The 19,252-nt window shown below is 66.1% G+C and carries 15 protein-coding genes and 1 tRNA gene; 4 read left to right on the top strand and 12 right to left on the bottom strand.

The window, feature by feature from the left end; translation table 11 throughout:
- Positions 1-69: 69 nt before the first annotated feature.
- Together MRBLWH7_RS17665 and MRBLWH7_RS17660 are read right to left on the bottom strand one after the other, a co-directional pair.
- Entirely contained in the window at positions 70-3,939 is a 3,870-nt protein-coding gene (locus tag MRBLWH7_RS17665) for a PxKF domain-containing protein (protein ID WP_341996862.1), read from the bottom strand.
- A gap of 336 nt (positions 3,940-4,275) precedes the next feature.
- Complete coding sequence (locus MRBLWH7_RS17660) at positions 4,276-8,085, bottom strand: PxKF domain-containing protein (RefSeq protein ID WP_341996860.1); 3,810 nt, start codon at positions 8,083-8,085, stop codon at positions 4,276-4,278.
- 515 nt (positions 8,086-8,600) lie between these two features.
- On the opposite strand from MRBLWH7_RS17660, the gene MRBLWH7_RS17655 reads away from it, so the two are divergent.
- Both MRBLWH7_RS17655 and MRBLWH7_RS17650 read left to right on the top strand, forming a co-directional pair.
- The gene (locus tag MRBLWH7_RS17655) at positions 8,601-9,797 is read left to right on the top strand and encodes an enolase C-terminal domain-like protein (RefSeq protein WP_341996858.1); all 1,197 of its coding nucleotides are present in this window, start codon (positions 8,601-8,603) and stop codon (positions 9,795-9,797) included.
- A gap of 9 nt (positions 9,798-9,806) precedes the next feature.
- The gene (locus MRBLWH7_RS17650) at positions 9,807-10,568 is read left to right on the top strand and encodes an FCD domain-containing protein (RefSeq protein WP_341996857.1); all 762 of its coding nucleotides are present in this window, start codon (positions 9,807-9,809) and stop codon (positions 10,566-10,568) included.
- A gap of 31 nt (positions 10,569-10,599) precedes the next feature.
- On the opposite strand, the gene MRBLWH7_RS17645 is transcribed toward MRBLWH7_RS17650, so the two are convergent.
- From MRBLWH7_RS17645 to MRBLWH7_RS17605, 9 genes are all read right to left on the bottom strand, one after another.
- Positions 10,600-10,911 (bottom strand): L-rhamnose mutarotase, encoded by a 312-nt coding sequence (locus MRBLWH7_RS17645; protein ID WP_341996856.1) that lies wholly within the window; start codon positions 10,909-10,911, stop codon positions 10,600-10,602.
- A 17-nt stretch (positions 10,912-10,928) separates the two neighbouring features.
- A complete protein-coding gene (locus MRBLWH7_RS17640) occupies positions 10,929-11,879 on the bottom strand; it encodes a carbohydrate ABC transporter permease (protein WP_341996854.1) in 951 nt (316 codons plus the stop codon).
- Positions 11,872-12,663, bottom strand: coding sequence for a sugar ABC transporter permease (locus MRBLWH7_RS17635; RefSeq protein ID WP_341996852.1), 792 nt, complete (start codon positions 12,661-12,663; stop codon positions 11,872-11,874). The genes MRBLWH7_RS17640 and MRBLWH7_RS17635 overlap by 8 nt, the downstream gene beginning before the upstream one ends.
- Before the next feature lie 178 nt (positions 12,664-12,841).
- The gene (locus tag MRBLWH7_RS17630; protein WP_341996851.1) at positions 12,842-14,197 is read right to left on the bottom strand and encodes a carbohydrate ABC transporter substrate-binding protein; all 1,356 of its coding nucleotides are present in this window, start codon (positions 14,195-14,197) and stop codon (positions 12,842-12,844) included.
- 566 nt (positions 14,198-14,763) lie between these two features.
- On the bottom strand, positions 14,764-15,120 hold the full coding sequence (locus MRBLWH7_RS17625) for a transposase (RefSeq protein WP_342002125.1): 357 nt from the start codon (positions 15,118-15,120) through the stop codon (positions 14,764-14,766).
- A gap of 23 nt (positions 15,121-15,143) precedes the next feature.
- Positions 15,144-15,329, bottom strand: a complete 186-nt coding sequence (locus MRBLWH7_RS17620; RefSeq protein WP_341996848.1) for a hypothetical protein — start codon at positions 15,327-15,329, stop codon at positions 15,144-15,146.
- A gap of 294 nt (positions 15,330-15,623) precedes the next feature.
- A tRNA-Arg gene (locus MRBLWH7_RS17615) sits at positions 15,624-15,696 on the bottom strand.
- Between the two features lie 113 nt (positions 15,697-15,809).
- Positions 15,810-16,199, bottom strand: a complete 390-nt coding sequence (locus MRBLWH7_RS17610) for an MmcQ/YjbR family DNA-binding protein (RefSeq protein ID WP_341996846.1) — start codon at positions 16,197-16,199, stop codon at positions 15,810-15,812.
- A gap of 31 nt (positions 16,200-16,230) precedes the next feature.
- Complete coding sequence (locus tag MRBLWH7_RS17605) at positions 16,231-16,860, bottom strand: asparagine synthase (RefSeq protein WP_341996844.1); 630 nt, start codon at positions 16,858-16,860, stop codon at positions 16,231-16,233.
- Positions 16,861-16,961: 101 nt separating this feature from the next.
- On the opposite strand from MRBLWH7_RS17605, the gene MRBLWH7_RS17600 reads away from it, so the two are divergent.
- Positions 16,962-17,810, top strand: coding sequence for an SDR family oxidoreductase (locus tag MRBLWH7_RS17600; protein ID WP_341996842.1), 849 nt, complete (start codon positions 16,962-16,964; stop codon positions 17,808-17,810).
- Between the two features lie 196 nt (positions 17,811-18,006).
- Positions 18,007-18,195 (top strand): hypothetical protein, encoded by a 189-nt coding sequence (locus MRBLWH7_RS17595; protein WP_341996840.1) that lies wholly within the window; start codon positions 18,007-18,009, stop codon positions 18,193-18,195.
- Positions 18,196-18,263: 68 nt separating this feature from the next.
- Here the strand turns inward: MRBLWH7_RS17595 and MRBLWH7_RS17590 are convergent, their stop codons facing one another.
- The gene (locus MRBLWH7_RS17590) at positions 18,264-19,208 is read right to left on the bottom strand and encodes an aldose 1-epimerase family protein (RefSeq protein WP_341996838.1); all 945 of its coding nucleotides are present in this window, start codon (positions 19,206-19,208) and stop codon (positions 18,264-18,266) included.
- Positions 19,209-19,252 lie beyond the last annotated feature (44 nt).

The following is a 19,252-nucleotide window of genomic DNA, read 5'->3' as shown; positions in this document are numbered from 1 at the left end:
GGGATGGGCTGTCGGGGCGGGCTGGCCGGGGTGGTGTCCCGGCCGGCCCGCGCCCGGTGCCGGTGCGGTCTACTTCAGACGGAACTGGGCTTTCAGCTCGACCCCGTCCGTGCTGCGCACGATCACGTCGACGCACCCCGTGGTGCCCTTCGAGGTCTTCCAGTTGTACTGGAACTGCCCCGCCTCCTCGTCGTAGACCAACGACGTACCACCCGTGACAACCGTCTCGACCTCATCGGTCGGGGCGGCCGGATCGCACGAATGCTGCACCGTCCGCAACGACTCGATCGCGGTCGTCGACGTCAGCTCCTCCTCACCGAAGAACAACTCGAACTTCAACGGAACCGTCGAACCGCTCTTGACCACGTTCACCACACCCGCCATATCCACCGGGGCGTAGAAGCCCGTGAAGGTCCGTGGCTGAACGACAGTGAGGGTGACCTTCTTGGCCGCCTCGACATTGCCCGCCGCGTCCACCGACCGGTACGTCACAACGTGCGCGCCCACTTCGGTGAACGACACACCCGCCGCCGTCGCCGCAACCCAGGTCGCCCCGCCATCGGTCGAATACTCCGTGCCGGCGACACCCGAGGTCTCATCCGACGCGGCGAACGTCGCCGAAACCGTCGACCCCGCCAGCACCACACCCGAACCGGGCGACACCACCGCCGAAGTCACCGGCGCGGTTGTGTCCCGTTTGACCGAAAGATGCGCCGTCGTAGTGTTCCCTGCACTGTCCACGGCTTGGAAGTCGTACTCCGTCGTCCCCTCAGGTGCGGGAATCGGCGACTCGTACGCCGTCCACGTGCCGGACGGCGACGTGCGGTACTCAAGGCGCGTGATCCCGGTCTGCGCGTCGGAGGCGACCGCCTTCGCGGACACTGCACCCACGTACCATCCGTTTTCGCCGTCGGGCGCGGCCGGATCCAGCGCCGCCGCCAAGGACGGAGCGGTGACGTCGGCGAGCTCCGCCACTCGGCTCGCGTTCAGGGCGGAGCCGTAGATCCGGAAGTCGTCGATGTCACCGCCGAAGAACGGATCGGCAAACTGGGAACGCCCGATCTGCCCTGTCTGAGCAGCCCCCGTCTGAAAGAGCGAGGCGCCGGTCGCGCTGCTGTTCGTGCCGGCGACCGCCATCCCATCACGGAAGAGCGTCGTGGTGTTGTTCGCCGGGTTGACCACGACCGTCACGTGGGTCCACTTGCCGGTGGGGAGCGCGCCGTTGCTGTCCTGGGCGCGCGCCTCTCCCGCCGTGTTGGTCGGCTTCAGACCGACGGCGTAGGAGGATCCTGGCCCGCGCGGGGTCATGTAGAGGTACCGGTTGGCCCCGCCGCCTGTTCCTGCACCCCCGAGCCAGAACATGTTCGCGAATGAGGTGGACGAGTCCGTCCAGCGCACCCACGCAGACACCGTGAATCCTCCGATGCCGTCGAGCACGCCGTTCGGGATCGTGATGTACGGGGCCGACGTGTTGGTGCGCGGACCTCCCGAGAGGTTCACGGCCGAACCGTGAACACCCGGGACAGGGGCTACCGGTGCCGGAGCGACATACGTTCCGTCGAAGCCGTTGCCTGAGGAGTCCGTGATCTTCGCACCGGCGTCACCGTCGAAAGTGTAGTTGAGGATCGGTTTCGGCACGGTGAGGTCGACGGTCACGTCCGCGACGTAAGGGCGCCCCTGATACGTCACGGTGATCGTGGCCGTGCCGGATTTCTTGCCAGGGCGGATCACGCCGTCCGCCACGGACGCGACGTCGGGCGCTGAAGAAGAGACGGTCAGCTCAGCGTTCGAGACCCGCTGGGTCTGGCCGTTCGCGCCGTGGCGGTAGAACTCGACCTCTGACGATTGTCCCGTGTTCGTGAAGTAGACCGATCCCTTCGTGAGGAACCCCGTGCCCTCGACCTTCGGGGCGGATGCCTCATAGCGGAAGGAGTCCACGTCCACGGATCCTGGCAGAGCGCCGTCCGCGTCGTTACGACTGTCGGAGTTGTTGTCGACGTACGAGTCGTTGTAGCTGAAGATGCCGATCCGGTCGCCGCGGTACCCGCCGAAGGCTGTCAGCTTCTGGGTTCCTGCGAGCTGGAAACTCGTGCCGCCATCGACGCTGTAGTAATACGCGACGTTCTGGTCGCGGTCGGTTCGGGAGATCAGATCCACCACGGATACCCCTGCGGGCAGGTCGGCGACGGCGACGACGACGTTGTTCGATTCCGTGATGATCCGGTTGACGCCCGAGAGGCGTTGCACCGCGATGGCGTTGGACTGCGTCCCGCCGTTGAAGTGCACGAGCCCGGCACGCTGCCCGTCGGTCATCCGACTGATGTCGAGTCGAATCGCGCTTTGGGTCTGATCGGAGCCCAGATGGCGTTGGTGGAGCGTGTCGCCGGCCAGGAAGAAGTTGCCGGCGCGGTTGGTGGTGTTGAACGCCTTCAGGCGCATCCAGCCGGGTCGCTCGGAGAGGCTCCAGTAGCCCGAACGCGGCTGATGGTTCCACATCCATCGGCCGTCGAGCGTGCCGGCGGTAAAGTCATCGCTGCCCTGCGGACTCGTGATCGGGTAGGTCTTGGGTGATCCCGTCGGGATACCCGGATAGGTGTCGTCGCCCGAGGCATCCTTCTCGATGTCACGCACAACCGGCTTCGGTGCCGTCCACACCATCGTGCCCAGCCCGTTGACACCGAGCTGGCGGCCGAGGACCGGCCAGCCGTCGACCGGCCAGTCGACTGGTAGAAGATGTGCCTGACGTCCACGCGCGCCACCCTGGGTGCCGTCGTTCTTCTGAGCGAAGAAGTACCAGTCGCCGTCGGGGGTGTCGATGAATCCGCCCTGCAGCGGAAGCGTGTCGTTCGCCAGGTACTTCACCTCATACGTCCCGACATTCCCCGGGCTGCCCGGCGTCCCGTCCGCCAGAGTGCCGTAGAGGTTCTTCGACCGCAGCATGTACGACCCGGCGCCGCTGATACCGCCCTCGTTCAGGTTGTTCTTCCTGCCCTGGAAGTCGCAGTAGAAGAGGTGGTAGTACTCCCCGCGCTTGTAGATCTTGTTGCACTCCGGGCCGGCGCGCTTCCCGCCGAAAAGGTCCCCGCCGAGCAGGCCCTGCCCGGCAAGCGTCACCTGGGCACCCGACGAGTTGGTGTAGGTGAGGTCGTACTTGCTCATGTCGGCGTTCGTGAGCGTCGTCACGTTGTCATCGACCGTGAAGAGCACGTTGCCGCGAACGTCCGGCTGGAGCGGGTCGGGCTTGTCCGAGCCACTCGTCCCTGCGACGTGCGCCACCGCGTAGTACACGTCGACGTCGACGAGCTTGCCGTTCTGGTCGTACTTCTCGTCAAAGAACAGCGTCGGGTCGGTCCAGAGCGAGGTGACGAGGTCGCGCCCGAACTTGTCCTTGAGGATACGCATGTCCCAGTGCCCCGCCGGGTCCTTCGTCGAGGCGACGAACATGCCCCCGGTCACTGTGTTGACGGCGATGTAGAACGTCTTGTTCAGAGGGTTGTACTTGATCGATGGCGCGTAGACCCCCCTGTTGTACTCCGACATCCCGGTCCAGTTGTAACGGTTGGCTCCGTAATTGCTGAAGCCGTTGAAGGTCGTGGATCCGCCGAGCTTGGTGATGTCGTCGAACCCTGCTCCGACGGTCTCCCAGTTGACCATGTCCTTGGAGTGGATGACCGACACCCCCGGAGCGTCGACGAACGTGGACGTCACCGCCCAGTAATCGTCACCCACTCGGATGGCGTCCGGATCGGCATAGTCCGCCCCCAACACAGGATTGGTGTACGTGCCGTCCCCGTTGTCACCCCACGGGTCGACGTAACCGGTTCCGGAAGGGGTGGGGGCAGCCTGGGCCGGCACGGCTGGCACGAGCGTTCCGAGTATCACTGCCACCGCCCCGGCGGCCGCGAGAACTCGGAAGCTCATTGATTGCGAATTGTTCATGGATCTCCTTCGATACCAGGGGGCGCCCACCATCGGTACGCCCCCACGCCAACGCGAATGGTCCGCTCCGCCAACCGACACGCGGCCAGGCCGCCCGTGATCACCGTCGCACCCGCAGGCGCAGTCGGCACGGGAGCAGAAAGGACCGCGCCCCCGCCAGAGCGACATTTCCGGCGACGAGGACGGCGATCATCGCAAGCGAAGCCACCGCCCGATGGCAGGGGGTGAATGGTCATGGTGACCTATCTCGTGGTGGGACCAGAGTTCGGGATGGGCTGTCGGGGCGGGCTGGCCGGGGTGGTGTCCCGGCCGGCCCGCGCCCGGTGCCGGTGCGGTCTACTTCAGACGGAACTGGGCTTTCAGCTCGACCCCGTCCGTGCTGCGCACGATCACGTCGACGCACCCCGTGGTGCCCTTCGAGGTCTTCCAGTTGTACTGGAACTGCCCCGCCTCCTCGTCGTAGACCAACGACGTACCACCCGTGACAACCGTCTCGACCTCATCGGTCGGGGCGGCCGGATCGCACGAATGCTGCACCGTCCGCAACGACTCGATCGCGGTCGTCGACGTCAGCTCCTCCTCACCGAAGAACAACTCGAACTTCAACGGAACCGTCGAACCGCTCTTGACCACGTTCACCACACCCGCCATATCCACCGGGGCGTAGAAGCCCGTGAAGGTCCGTGGCTGAACGACAGTGAGGGTGACCTTCTTGGCCGCCTCGACATTGCCCGCCGCGTCCACCGACCGGTACGTCACAACGTGCGCGCCCACTTCGGTGAACGACACACCCGCCGCCGTCGCCGCAACCCAGGTCGCCCCGCCATCGGTCGAATACTCCGTGCCGGCGACACCCGAGGTCTCATCCGACGCGGCGAACGTCGCCGAAACCGTCGACCCCGCCAGCACCACACCCGAACCGGGCGACACCACCGCCGAAGTCACCGGCGCGACGCCATCGACCTTCACCGGCAGCTGCGTGACCTCCGACACATTGCCCGCCTCATCGGTCGCACGATAACTGAACGTCGTTGCACCCTCCGGGATCGACACCGGCGAGGAGTACCCACTCCACGCCCCCTCACCCAGCCGATACTCCACACTCGCCACACCCGAGCCCTCATCCGACGCCGACACGCTCACCGACACCGGCGACACGAACCAGCCATTCTGACCACCCGCAGTCGCCGGGGTCGTGCTCGCCGACACCACCGGCGCCACCGTATCGACCGGCGGAACGCCGGTGAAGCCGCTGAAGACCGCTGTGCCGAACTTGTTGCGGTCGTGGGAGGTGAAGATCATTCCGGCGTCCTGCGTCGCCTGGGGGGCGACGAGGGTGACGGGTGACCCGACAGCGGTCCACGCGGTGCCGTTGCTCGAGTAAGCGGCCGACACGGCGGCGCCGGTGCGAGTGAGCCGCAGCCATACCGGGGCCTTCACGTTCCGGACCTGGTACGACGCGTCGAGCAGCCCGTCTCTATTCGAGTCGTAGTTGTACGTGATGCCGTTGGAGGGGGTGACGACGAGGGCCAGGTAGCCGAGCGATTGCCGCGGCTTCGTGAGGTCGTCGCGAACGACCAGGCCTGCCTTGGTCCACGCGTTGACCGCGTCCTCGCTGTCGACGCGGACGGTCATGACGGAGCCATCGTGGAACCCATCCGGCGAGAAGATCGTGCCGTACTCGTCGTCAGACTGGCTACCGCCGCTCCAGACGTCGGCTCCCGCATTTCCGATCGAGTAGAGGCCATCCTTCTCGGCGAAGACGCTCGGCACCGACCCGAAGGTGCGCAGGCTGGTCACCGGCGCGACCGGCGCAGTGAGCGTCGTCGGGGCGCTCACCGCCGACCCGGTCTGCCCGCGGAGGCTGTACGTGACCGAACTCCATACGGAGGCGGTGGCGATGAGCTTGCCGGTGCCCTGCGGCGGCGTCACCGTGAACCGCGCGGTGACAGTCCCGCCCGGATCGATGGTCGTCGGCGTCGTGCCCACTGCCGTCACGGTCCACCCGGCCGGCGCCGAGAGCGCAGCGGACACGGTGTGCAGCGGTGCGGTCGTGTCGAGGTTGGTCATCCCCACCTCGACGGTCCCGGGCCCGTTGGCCTGACCGGCCGTTGCAGCCGTTAGGGACACCGACATCGCCGGCCGCAGCGGGTCGAGGGCGGTGCGCAACGCCTGGGACAGGCCGGAGTCGTACGCCACACGGGCTGCGTCCAGCGGCAACACCTGATCCACGCCGAGCAGGACCGTTCCCGACACCGTGTTCGTCGGTCCACTGAACGAGGACGCGTTCGACCCGACGAGCCAGTTGTCCTTGTACGTGATGTTGCCCGCTCCGGCGTTCCAGGTGTTGCCTGGCGTGCGCACATGGTAGATGTTGCGCTGCGAAGTCCACAGACCCGAGCCCTCATCGAAGTAGGTGCCGATCGTGTTCGGAGAGAGGAGGTAGTTCTCCTCCAGGACGCTCCCGGGGCTCTTGGAGAGGTTGTAGAAGGCAGCGCCATCGTGCATCGTCTGCATGACATCGTGAATGAAGTTGTGGGAGACGAGCGCATCGCGGAAGGTGGTGGGGGTGTCGTACATCGGCTGGAAGTCATAGAGACCACGTGTGACGTATTCAGCGTTTCCACCCACGTCGTTGGTCCCCCATCCCCACCCAGCGCCCATTCCCGTGTAGGGAACGCCCCTGACCTCGTTGTGCGTCACCGTCGCCCGGGTCACGTACGTGAACAAGATGCCGGTCTGGTCCTCGTACACCTTCGCGACATCGTGGACGAGGTTGTCCGAGATTGTGATGTCCTCGTTCGTCATCCTCGGATCCGACGGGTGGTGCGCGTCCGGCTGTATACCGCCGACCACGATCGCGCCGCCGGCGCTCTCGAAGAATCGCGACCGGCTGACAGTCACGTCGCTTGCGCCGAGGCCGACTCCGGACGCGTTCGCATTGGCGTCCAGACCGATTCCGAGACTCACTGCGCCCAGGTTGGTATAGACATTGTCGGTCAGGGTGATGTTGTTCGCGGCAGAGACCTGGACGGCGGCCGGCGTCATGTGCCAGCTGTTGCGCGTGGCCTCGAAGAGGCGGCAACCCCTGCCGCAGCTGGTGAAGGCGTCCGCGGGGCGCTCTGACGTGCCGTAGGCGAAGGCGCCGGACTGCTGGACTGCGTAGCCCTGGTCGCTGTCGGGTGCGGTCCATGCCGTATCGCTGAACTCGATTCCCGAGAACGTCAGGTTGTGCGCGGGGGCATCATACGTGCCGCTGATCTGCAGCAGCGACTCAAGGCGCGGCATCTCCACATCGATGCCGTTCATGCTCTGCCCCTGGAGCGGCTGGTAGTAGACGGTGCGCGCGTCGGCGTCGAAATACCACTCGCCCGGCTCGTCGAGGAACTCACGGGCGTTCTCGATGTAGACAGGCGCCGTGCGGAAGGGGCGTTGAATCGTGTCCCAGCCCCACGTGTTGTTGTCCCAGGCGGGCTGCGCCATTGTGAGGTGGTTGTTGGCGATGCTCTCTACGGGTGAGTACCGGTCGGTGAACGAGTTCACGAACTCCATCGTGACGCGGTCCTGCTGCTGGATGCTGTTCAAATACGACAGGGCGGGCGACGTGAGGTCGATGCCGCTTGCAGTGATCGAGATGTCGCCACGCGACAACTGGGTGCGGGCCCGGGTCGCCATGACGCCGTCGACGTACAGCTGACCGGGGTCGATCTCAACCTCGGCCGGAACTGGAGCCTGCCAAATCGTGGTGGAGCCGGCTGCAGGCGTCCACCCGTCGATTCTCGCTCCTCCGGAGAGAACGGGCGTCGCGTCGGGCGCGGCCACCCACGAGACGGTGTGGCCATTGGTGCCGGAATCCTCGGCGCCGAAATGTAGAGGGTCTGCCAGGCGATACGTCCCGGCCGCCAGGACGACTGTGATGTCGCCGCTCATGTCGGGCGCCAGGCCACGGACCTGCCGCTTCGCCTCTTCGACGGAACAGGCATTGTCTGCCGCGCAGACAGTCCCCGTCCCCTCGGGCGCGACATAGAGCGTCGTCAGTTCGTCGGCGTTCGCCGCCTCGGCTCCGAGGCAGACCGGAAGGATCGCCAGTGCGAACGCCAGCGTGACCGCGCTCGCGCGGCTGCGGCGGGTTGTTCGTTGGACCATGTCCACTCCTTCGTGGTGAGGGATGTGGCAGGTCGCCACGGAAGGTATTAACTCATACGTATGACCTCTTAGTAAAGCGGTACGTCATACCTTTTCCGGGAGGTGGCTCACGCACCGTCAACGTGTGAGCACATCGATCGGAGCAGAACGCCTGAATCCAGCATCGCCGTGGGCGGCGATTTCGCAGAAAAACATACCGCCTCGCCGGCGAGACTGAGTCGGGCACTTCCGGCTCCGACGTCCGCGCCGCGACGAACATCATACTTCTTCTGCTTCGGTCGCCATGCTCGGCGTGCAGACGCGAGGCCGTCCATCGAGCACACGTCGGCATCCGCAAGCCCATCCGCGTCCTGCTCGAGCCCGACGGAGTCGATCCCACAAGACCTCAGCGTCGGCTCGATCTTCTCGTCGCGAGCGAGCCTGTCACAGGATAGCGTCTCATATTACGTGTGATGTATGCTGAATCAAGAACCATCGGTCGAAGTTCACGTCGGCCACTTAGCCAAGGGCGATTGATGAAGATCACGGGCTACCGCCTCCTCAACACGTTCCACGACTGGGGACGTCCGATCGGCGACGTCAACGGGTACATCGCCTCCGGTGTGACAGACGTTCCCATCCTCATCCTCGAGACCGATGTGGGTATCACCGGCGTCGGTATGGGATCCCATCACGACATCGACCGCCTCTTTCCCGCGATCGAGGGAGAGGACCCCCGCGCGGTGACGGCCCTCTACGAGCGCATGCTCGCCCGCGTGTTCAAAGCCGGGCATGCCGGCTCGACGTTCGGAGGAATCGGCGCGCTCGACATGGCGCTGTGGGACATCAAGAGCAAGGCTCTCGGAGAGCCGCTCTGGCGGCTCCTCGGGGCACGCGACCGATTCGTGGCCGGTTACTCCTCTGGTTTGGACATCGCCCTCGACAACGAGCGGCTGGCTCGCTTTTATGACCAGATGGCGGACCGCGGCTTCGTGAGCGGCAAGCTCAAGGGTGGCGTGGATCTTGACGGTGATATCGAGCGGCTGGAGATCATTCGCGGAGCGCTGTCGCGCAACAGTGCGCACCCGGCCCTGATGCTCGATGCCAACGAGTCCTGGAATCTGAAGCAAGCGGTCCGTTACGTCTCGGCCGTCGAGGCGGTCTACGATCTCGCATGGATCGAAGAGCCTCTCCGTCGGTGGGATGCGATCGGCCATGCGCGTCTCAGCAGTTCCGTGAAGGCGGCCGTGGCCACCGGGGAGAACCTCACGGGGCTCGAGCAGTATTCAGCGTTGTTCGAGCACCACGCGGTCGACGTCGTTCAGACGGGAAGCGTCTGGGGTATCAGCCATTTTCTCCGCGTCGCTTACGCCGCCCACAGCCGCGATCTGCCGATCAGCCCGGTGGGGCTGACCGCGAACGTCGCTGTCGCTCACGCCGCCGCGACCGTACCCAACCACCTGGCTGCCGAAGTGCAGGATCTTGGTACTCCGTTCGGGATGACGATCGATCAGACGTACGCCGACGGCGGTATCGTCCTCGGCGACGAGCCCGGGGTCGGTGTCACCGTTGACGAGTCGGCCATCCGCGACGCCGCGGGGAGCGCTCCGGACGCGCAGCGCCTCGTGGCGTCCGGCCCGCACGTGCGACCGGAACGGGCGGGGCTCGGACTGGCGACGCACACGCCGCCCGGTCGGCGACCCATTGCCGGCCCGCTGGTGCGGGGTGCGTAAGCTGGTCGTATGTCTGACCAGATCCGGGCGGAGCGGGGCGATGGCCAGGTTCTGCTGGCCGGTACGGCTGGACGCGTTCCTGCGGCAAGGCTGGGCATCGCCGTCGTCAAAGACTTAGTTACGGCAGTAGTGACGGGTTCGGTGCGCCCCGGGGACGCACTGCCTCCCGAGAGCGTGCTCATTCAGCAGTTCGCCGTCAGCCGGACGGTGATCCGCGAGTCGGTTAAGCGGCTCGAGGAGAAGGGCTTGGTCACAGTCAGTCAAGGGCGGGGCACGATCGTGAACTCGCCGTCGCGTTGGAACGTGCTCGACGCTGACGTTCTCTCCGCGCTTGTCGACAACGACGAGTCACTCGAAATCCTCGATGAGCTCGCCGTCGTCCGGGCCAGCCTCGAGGGGTCGATGGCTGCGGCCGCGGCGGCGCGACAGACAAGCGAGTCGAGCAACGACCTCCTGCGCATGTACGAAGCGGGCGAATCGGCCCTGCATGACATGGACGCCTATCTTGACGCGGATGCCGCCTTCCACGACATGATCATGGAGCAGTCCGGAAATCGGCTCGCCGCGAACATCACGCGGATCCTCTTCGCGCGTGCTCGTGAGAGCACCCGCTTCACGGGCACGCCGGACCTGGATGCCGTCCGGCTGACGCTCGAGGAGCACCGGGCGATCATGGAGGCCGTGATCGCAGGCGATGGCGACAAGGCAGCCGAGGAGATGAGCACTCACATCTCTCGGGCCTGGTCGCGGCGCCGCCCGCCCGCCCGATAACATCCGCCCTGGTCGGGCGGTACGTTGTGCCTCAGTCCTGGTGCCACACCTCGTCAAGCGCCTGCCAACGGGCGCCATCCGCAGCGTCGGAGTCGAAACCGATCTGGCAGGGGTCGGTGTGGGACCACCAATCCCGCGTCACGGGGTCCGCCGCCATTCTGGCCTGGTCCGCATCCCAGTCATCACCCACGTATTCGTAGTACCCGAAGAGCACGTCACCGCGGATGAAGATCGTGAAGTTGCGTATCCCGCAGCGTGAGATCATCTCCTCGACACCCGGCCAGACGTCCGAATGCAGGCGGAGATACTCCGCGCGCTTGTCCGGTCGGAGCCGGCAGGCCATTCCGTATCGTATGGTGCTCACCCTTTCGTTCCGCCGGCCGTCATTCCCGTGACCAGGAACCTCTGGGAGAACAAGAAGATGGTCAGCACCGGCGCAATGGCGACGAGCGTCGCGAGCGCGAGCGTCGGCAATTCGATCGTCGACGACGCCGCATTGGTGGGGTTGAACTGCGGAACATTGGCGAGCAGCTCCGCGATGCCCACTTGGACGGGAGCCTTCCTGCCGGGAACCATCACGAACGGGAGGAAGTAGTTGTTCCAGTTGCCGACGAAGCTGAAGAACCCCACCAGCGCGATCACCGGCGTGGCGAGCGGCATGGCGACCTGCGCGAAGACGCGGAACTCGCCCGCGCCATCGATGCGCGCGGCGTCGAGCAGGTCGCGCGAAACGGTGGTGGAGAAGTAGATGTACGTCAGGTAGACGCCGAACGGGAAGAACGAGAAGGGCAGGATCACCGAGAGGGGATTCCCGATGAGTTTCAACGCGCTCATCTGAAGGAAGATCGGCAGGACGAGGGCGGTGTTGGGAATCAGCATGACGATCAGCGTCACCGCGAGGAGCGCCTTCCGTCCGCGGAACTCGGTCAGTGCCAACGCGTATCCCGCAGGGACGCTGATGACGAGGGTGATGACGAGCGCGCTGAGGGCATACAGGCTGGAATTGCCGAGCCACGTCCACATCACGCCGTCCTGGTAGGCGATGAGGCTCTGCCAGTTGTCCTGCAGCTGCTGCAGACCCCCGACCGAGAAGGGGTTTCCGAGCAGAAGCTCCCGAGACGACTTCGTCGGCGCGAGAACGAGCCACACCAGCGGGATGACGAAGAACGCGACGAACACTGCAAGGAGGGCGATCGCCAGCGCCCGCCCCATCCACCGAGCCGGGCTCAGCGGGCGACCGTCGCGCGGGAGCCCTCCCCTTCGCTGCGACGAGCCTTTCGTTGTAACGGCCCGAGTATCGAGCTCACTCACGCTCAAAGAGACCACCCCTGAAGACGAAATAGACGCTCAGCAACAATGCGACCACGAGCAGGAGCAGCGAGATCGCTGCCGAGCCGTTGAAGTCGGCCTGCTTGAACGCATAGAGAAAGCTCAGTTGATTGAGGGAGTAGTCCTGCGGGACCACACCATGAGTCGCCTGCGACAGGACGCGCGGCTCGACGAAGAGCTGAGTTCCGGCCGCGAGGGACAGGATCGCCATGTACGAGATCCACTTGCGCAGGAGCGGGATCTGGATGAACCAGGCAGTCGACCACGCTCCCGCACCGTCGATCCGCGCGGCCTCCAGAATGTCGGCGCTGATGTTGTTCAGAGCACCGTACATGATCACGATCCATCCGCCGGCACCGGTCCAGAACGCGATGACGGCCAAGACGATCGGGAGTGTGTCGAGCTGGACCGTTTGAACGAGCGAATCACTGCCGAGCGCGTGCAGCAGCCAGGCCACGGGACTGACGGACGGGTCGAGCACGAAGAGCCACAGCATGACGCTGGCCGCGCCGGCCAGCGCACCGGGAACGTAGTACAGGAATCGGACGCTCGTCGAGACCCATCGGATTCGAATCGCCTGCACGACCAACGCGAGGAGTACAACGAAGACGACCAGGCTAATGAGCCAGACCACGACATACGCGGCAACATGCATCACCGCAGGCAGGAAGCGGTAGTCCGAGAACACTCGGAGAAAGTTGTCGACGCCGGCGAAGGCGCCGTTGCGTGTGAACGCCAAGAAGATGGCGTACAGCGTGGGCAGCACGCCGAATGCGATCAGAAAGAGCGTGTAGACACTGGTGAACAAGAGCCCGATGCGGGCTTGAGCTCGCGCGCCGGCTGCGGCGCGGGCGGGGCGCGGTCGCCGGACCCGATGGGATCCGGCAACCGCGCTCGAACGTGGTGCACTCATGGGGTTGCACAGGCCTTTCGATGACGCGGCCCTAATCGACCGAGTAACCCTGAACGGTCGCTTCGTTCTGCATCTCCTTCTGCCACTCGTCGGCGACGTCGGAGATCTTCTTGCCTGCGGCAAGGGCGGGGACGATGACCTTCGCGTAGGCGGTCTCGGCCGAGAAGCTCGGATATCCCCAACCGCTCCACACGCTTTCCGCGGCGGTGCCCACACTCGTGGCGAAGTCCGGGCCGAAGAAGCCGCTGGCGGCCTGGTCCTGCAGCCAGGTGTCCGCCGCGCTCTGGTAGGCGGGAAGACCACCGGTGCCGGCGACGCCATCCTGGGTCGTGACGAACTCGAGGAAGGTCTTGACCGCATCGAGATTCTTCGAGTGACTCGATGCATACCAGACACCGCCACCCACGTTGCCGGTCACCTCGTCGCTGCCCTCCCAGGACAGCGGAGGTGCGGCGATCCACTGGCCGGAGGTCGCGTTGATGCTGTCGGGGTTCTGGAAGAGCGCTCCCGCGTACCAAGCCGGTCCGGGTATCGCGACGAGCTTGCTGCTGTCGGCGACGAAGTCAGCCCCGAAAACACTGTCCTGGGTCAGCGTCTTGTTCGCGACCATGTGGTCGATCAGCGCAGTGACCTTCTCGGAGTCGGCTGCGTGCACGTCAGAGCTGAACGTGTCGCCGTCCACCTGGAAGATCGGAGCCGACCCACTCCAGTAGTAGACGAAGGGGCCAGTGAACGAGTCCCCCACCGATCCCAGCGTGTAACCCGGGTGCTCCGCAGCGAGCTTGTCACCGAGTTCTTGATACTGCTCCCACGTCGTCGGCACGTCGTAGCCGAACTCGTCGAGAAGCGGCTTGTTGTACCAGAACAGCACGGGCGCCAGATCGTTGCGCAGGCCCCACACCGTGTCATCCACGGTCACGGGGTCGAGCGCGCCGGGGGTGAAGCCGTCGAGGAAGCTCTGATCGAAGAAGCCCTTGTTGACAGGAGCGGCAAACGCCTGAACACCATTGGTCGGCTGAGAGGCCCACGAGGCATCGTTGTTCTGTGTGGAAAAGACCACGTCCGGCCAGCCCTCGCCCGCTTGATCGGCGAGCCCGATCTTGGTCTGGAATGTCCCCGATCCGCTCGCGGAACCATCATCGACGACCATATCGACCTTGATATCGGGGTTGGCCGTCTCGAAAGCCTCGACTGCGGACTGACGAGTCGCATCCACCCACACCGTGATCTCGCTGTCGGGCACCTGCTCGACCGTCGGAAACCCGTACTCCGAGTCGACCTCGCCCCCACCAGACGAGCAACCACCCAGGGCGACGATTCCCGCGACGGCGGAGAGAGCCGCAGCGAGTCTGATGAAGCGTGATGCGCGCTGATGCTGTGCAGGCATTCGCGTCCCTTTCTAGTCGGCGTCGTTGACGACGTGTCGCCCGGCGGCGACCTCTCAGATGATCATACATATTACGTCTAGATAGTCAAGTCATCCTACGGGGCGCCTGCGCTCGGCGTGGCTGCCTGCCGGAGTGAACTGGTACGCGCTCTCGGACGGGTCTCGGTTCGAAGTCGGTCAGACGAAGTGAGACGCCAGTCAGCCTCGACACCATCCCGGTATTCGTCCAGGAAGTTTCGATCCTCGCGACCCGCGGCGACGATGGCGCATGGGTCCTCAATGTCTTCCCAGGGGCCGATGCTGAGCGCCCACTCTGCCCAGGGACCCGACCATGCCGTGGGGGTGGATCGCGCGGGCTGGCCTGCTTGCGGAAGCGGAATAGCGATCCGGCGGATGCTCTCCTCACGTGTGTGTGTGCCGTGATGGGACGCCATCGACCGCGCAACGCAACGCCGTCCGAACGGCAGAAACAAGAAGAGCCCCCGGAAGACCGGAGATTTTCTCGAGGTTACTATCTCAACACAATGCGCGCCCGAAGGGACTGGTCAAGTCCCCTCTCTCCTATGTCAAGCCGCGAGTTGAGCAGGGTGGTCAGTGAGTGCGGTTGCGTCGGCGAGCAGGGAGCGGTAGACCACGTCGGATAGCCGCCACTCGAGGGAGCGATGGCCTCCGTGCGTGTGGATCCTTCCCGGGTTCCGATGCGCGATGTACTCGCGTGCGGGGTCGAATGACCTCGCCTGAGTGACCGCGACGCGGTGGATCGCGGCGTTGAGCTGTCGATTGCCAGCTCGGCTGAGCCTGAAGCGGTCGCGATCGCCCGACCACACGGGGGTGGGCGCCGTCCCGTTGTGCCTCGCGAACGCGTGCCGACTGTGAAAGCGGCTGATGCCGGCGACTTCGCCGATGATCTTGGCAGCGTTGATCGCGGCGATGCCTTAGCCGCGCGTCAGTCGACGCGATTCATCGTGAGGCGGTTTACTTCGCGCAGACGTGCTTCGATGGCGCGCAACGTTGGTATCGGACTGGAGACCTGCTCCAGTACTCGGCGGGCAACGTCGCGGTCGATCTTGTCAAACCAGCCGTGCGCCGCGTCGTTTCGGAGTCGCATCACGCTAGTGACCGAGTCGAGCACGACGAGGTTGATGTGCTGGCTGCCATCCGTATGGGGCGCTGATGAGGCCGGCGGCGTAACCCAAGCTGCGATACTGTGTGCACCGACTCGGGTGCACACATGTCTGGCTGATCGGGACGACGCGACCGGGGCAAAGCCCCAGAGATTCCGCGGAATTCTCGCCCCCAAGGGGGACTCTTCTGATCTGCGGTCAGACACTGGGCCCGCGGATTCAGAAGGGACGCACCCCACTCCGGAAACACGAAAACCCGCGGAAATCCGCGGGTTTTCGATCATTACTGTCTCAACACAGTGCGCGCCCGAAGGGACTCGAACCCCTAACCTTCTGATCCGTAGTCAGATGCTCTATCCATTGAGCTACGGGCGCACGTTGCTCGCTCTCGCGCACAACGTCGTCAAGAATACCTGACGGATGCGCGCCGCGCGAATCGGCGGACGGATGCTGGCTTCCCGGGCGTGTCCGCGCGCTCGGCGACTCGCCTATCGGCCGTCGAGAGCACGCAGCTGCCGCTGCAGCGCGACCTGCCGGTACGACGTGTCGATGAGCTCGGCGAGCAGCTCCCAATCGCCCGCCTGCGGCTCCACGCGGATGGCGAGCCAGCCGTAGGCGCCCTCGTAGGGCGGTACGAAGACATCGTCGCGCTCGAGCAGCACGGGGCGTTCGAGCTCGTCGGGGATGAAGACGACCGCGGGCTCGGGGCCGACTCCGACGATCGCGAACTGCCGCTTCCCGGCGCGGAAGGTGCACCTTCCGTGCGAGATCGCCTCGACCGCCTCGGGGTACGCCATGCACAGGGCGCGCACGCGCACCGGAAGCGCATGCTCGGGCGGGAACCACATCGGATGACTCAGGGCTGCATCGCCGTCCACACCGCGAGCGTAGCCGCGGCCGCCGACGACGTCAGGACTCGAGTTCGCTGACGTCGACGCCGGAGACCCGCGGTGAGTGTGCTGCGGGCTCGGCCGGAGGCGCAGCATCCGTCCCGGGATCGTCGTGATGTCGCTTGTGCGCTGCGAGGCGCGGGAGATCGACGAGGCGGATCGACTGCATGCGGGCGGCGCGCATGCGGTCGTAGTCGGGATCGAGCTCGGGGCGCATGCCCTCGACGCGCAGGCGGCGCTGCAAGTTGGCCTCGACGTCGCCCCATGCGGCGTCGCGGGACTGCTCGATGAAGGTCCGCACGACGTGCGGGTCGTCGGCCATGCGCCGGAGGGCGGTGGCGACGCCCGCATACTGACGGCCCCGCCGGCGGAGATTGCGGGTGTCGCGGTCGCGGTAGTCGTGCGTGCCGTCGGGGTCGGTGAACTTGCCCCAGGCCTTCTTGCGCTGACGCTTGACGAGCGCGGCGGCCTGCTCCTGCTCGTCGGCGAGGCTGAGCAGCGTCTCGCGCGCGAACGGCGTGAAAGCGACCACGTCGAACTGCTCGTCGTGCGCGATCGTCTCGACGAGGATGCGGTTGCGGATCGCCAGGCGCGCCGCGGCGGACGCGATGGACACCCCTTCGGCAATCGCCTCTGCGGTCTTGCCCATCGAACCTCCCCTCAAAGGCTAGCGTCCGTCGGGCCTTCCCGAGTCAGCGAGAATCGTAGGCGCGGCCCGTCGACGGCGACGGCCGGAGCGGGAGGCATCACATGGCGAAGCGGCGACCCCTGGACGTGCGCGGGCGCACCACCGTCATCACCGGGGCCGCGGCGGGCATGGGCGCCGACGTCGCCCGGCAGCTCGCCGTGCGCGGTGCGCGCATCGCCCTCCTCGACCGCAACGCCGACGGCCTCGCCGCCGTCGCCGCCACCCTCGAGGGCACCGGCCACACGACGCACGTGGTCGACCTCTCCGACGACGACGCGGTGGCCTCGGTCGTGACGGAGGTCGAGGCATCCCATTCCGGCATCCAGGCGCTCGTGACATGCGCCGGATCGTCGATGCTCGGCGACATCGACCAGGTGACGATGTCCGAGATGCGCTGGCTCATGGACGTGAACCTCTGGGGCACCGTGAACGTCACACAGGCGCTGCTGCCGGCGCTGCGGCGCGAGCCGGCCGCGCACATCACCCACCTGGTGTCGATCTACGGGCTTGCCGCACCTGCCGGGCGCATCCCGTACGCGATGAGCAAATTCGCCGTGCGCGGGTTCACCGAGTCGCTGCGGCACGAGCTCGAGCGATCCACGATCACCGTCGGCGCGGTCTACCCCGCCGGTGTGAAGACCGGCATCATCCTGCACGGCCGATACGCGGCGGCGATCGACCCGGCGGTCGCGCAGCGAGCGGCCGCCGCGCAAGCCGCGATGTACCACACCGAGCCCGCCGACGCCGCGGCGCGCATCGTCGAGGCGACGATCCGCCGGCGTCCGCGCACGATGATCGGCCGCGAGGCGCGCCTGGTCGACCTGTTGGCACGCGTCACGCCGACGCACTACTGGGCGCCGATGCGACGTCCGCTCCGCGACGCGATCGACACCACCACTCCGGTGCGCTGACGGCGCGCCGCCTCGCGCGGAGTGGCTACGCGCGCCCGGGCCGTCGCCCACCTCGCGCGCACATGCACCCCAGGGCGGCAGCATCCGCTCCGCACGTATATCAAGGGTCGCAGACCGAATCAACCCACTGCACCGGTCTCCGTCGCGCGCGTACCGTCGATGTCATCCCTCATGAGAGGAGAGATCGATGGGATTCATGGACGACGCGAAGGAGACGGCCAAGGCCGTCGGCGAGAAGATCCAGGACGCGTGGGAGGACACCACCGATCGGGTCGGGGACAAGGTCGACGAGATGAAGGCTGATGCCGAAGTCAAGAAGGCCGAGGCCGAGCGCGACTCGGTGAAAACGCGCAACGACATCAAGGAAGACCTGCGGGACAGCTGACCCGCGGACGATGAAAGCGGAGCCGACCGGGGGGCCGGCTCCGCTTTCGCTGTGTCTGGTGCCCGGAATCAGCCGATGGCGGCGATGCGCCACGAAGCGGTGACGGATGCCGCGGGCTCGATGACGATGAGCCCCGCGTCGTAGTCGTACGACCCGGCGTTGAACGCATCAGGCGCGCACGTCATGGGCTCGACGGCGAGACCGAGGCGACTCTGCGCGGGGTCGGGCTTGTCGGCGGTGTGGATCTGGACCCACGGGCACGCGGCATCCCACGACATCTCGACGCCCGAGCCCGCCGGATCGGTCACGCGGACCGTGGCGGTGCCGTCGGCGCCTCGTTCGAGACCCGTGTATGCGTGGTCGATGAACGCCGAACCGATCCGGCGCGCAGCCCGGAAGTCGAAGCGGTCCGGCTCGTCGGCATCCACCGCCACTAGCCCGGTCGGCGCCAGCCGGTCCTCCGTGACCGCCAGCACCCGCGACGCGGGCAGCTCCAGGGTCCACTCATCCACCAGTCCGTCGCCGGCCACGAGATAGGGATGGGGGCCGGTGCCCCACGGCGCCGGCTCGGCACTCTCGTTCCGCGCCGTCACCGACTGGGTCAGCCCGTCCGTCCCGAGGGAGAACCGGGTGGTCACCACCACACGCCACGGGTACCCGGTCTGCGCCTGCACCACCGCTTCCAGCGTGACGTGGTCGGGGCCCTTGTCGATCGCGTCGAAGTCCAGCCACGCCGCGAGCCCGTGCAGCGCATGCGACCGGGCCGGCTCGGTGAGTGCCAGCTGGAAGTCGCGTCCGCCGAACGAATACGCGCCATCGACGACCCGGTTCGGCCAGGGAGCGAGCGTCGCCCCTCGATACGAAGGGCGCACCTCATCCGCGTCGAACGGCACGACGAGGTCACGGCCCCGGTAGGTGAGCGAGCGGAGCGTCGCGCCGACGCTCGCCACGACGGCCTCGTAGTCGCCGGCGCGTAGGGCGTGCTGGGTTCCGGATGCGGGGGGACGTGCCATGGGAATGCTCCTTGCAGGTGGGGGAAACACCGCGACCCAGAGTA

This window comes from Microbacterium sp. LWH7-1.2 (genome assembly GCF_038397755.1).
In the GTDB taxonomy this organism is placed as follows: Bacteria; Actinomycetota; Actinomycetes; order Actinomycetales; family Microbacteriaceae; genus Microbacterium.
Note: the sequence above shows the minus strand (reverse complement) of the source record. Positions and strands in the feature narration are given on the sequence as shown.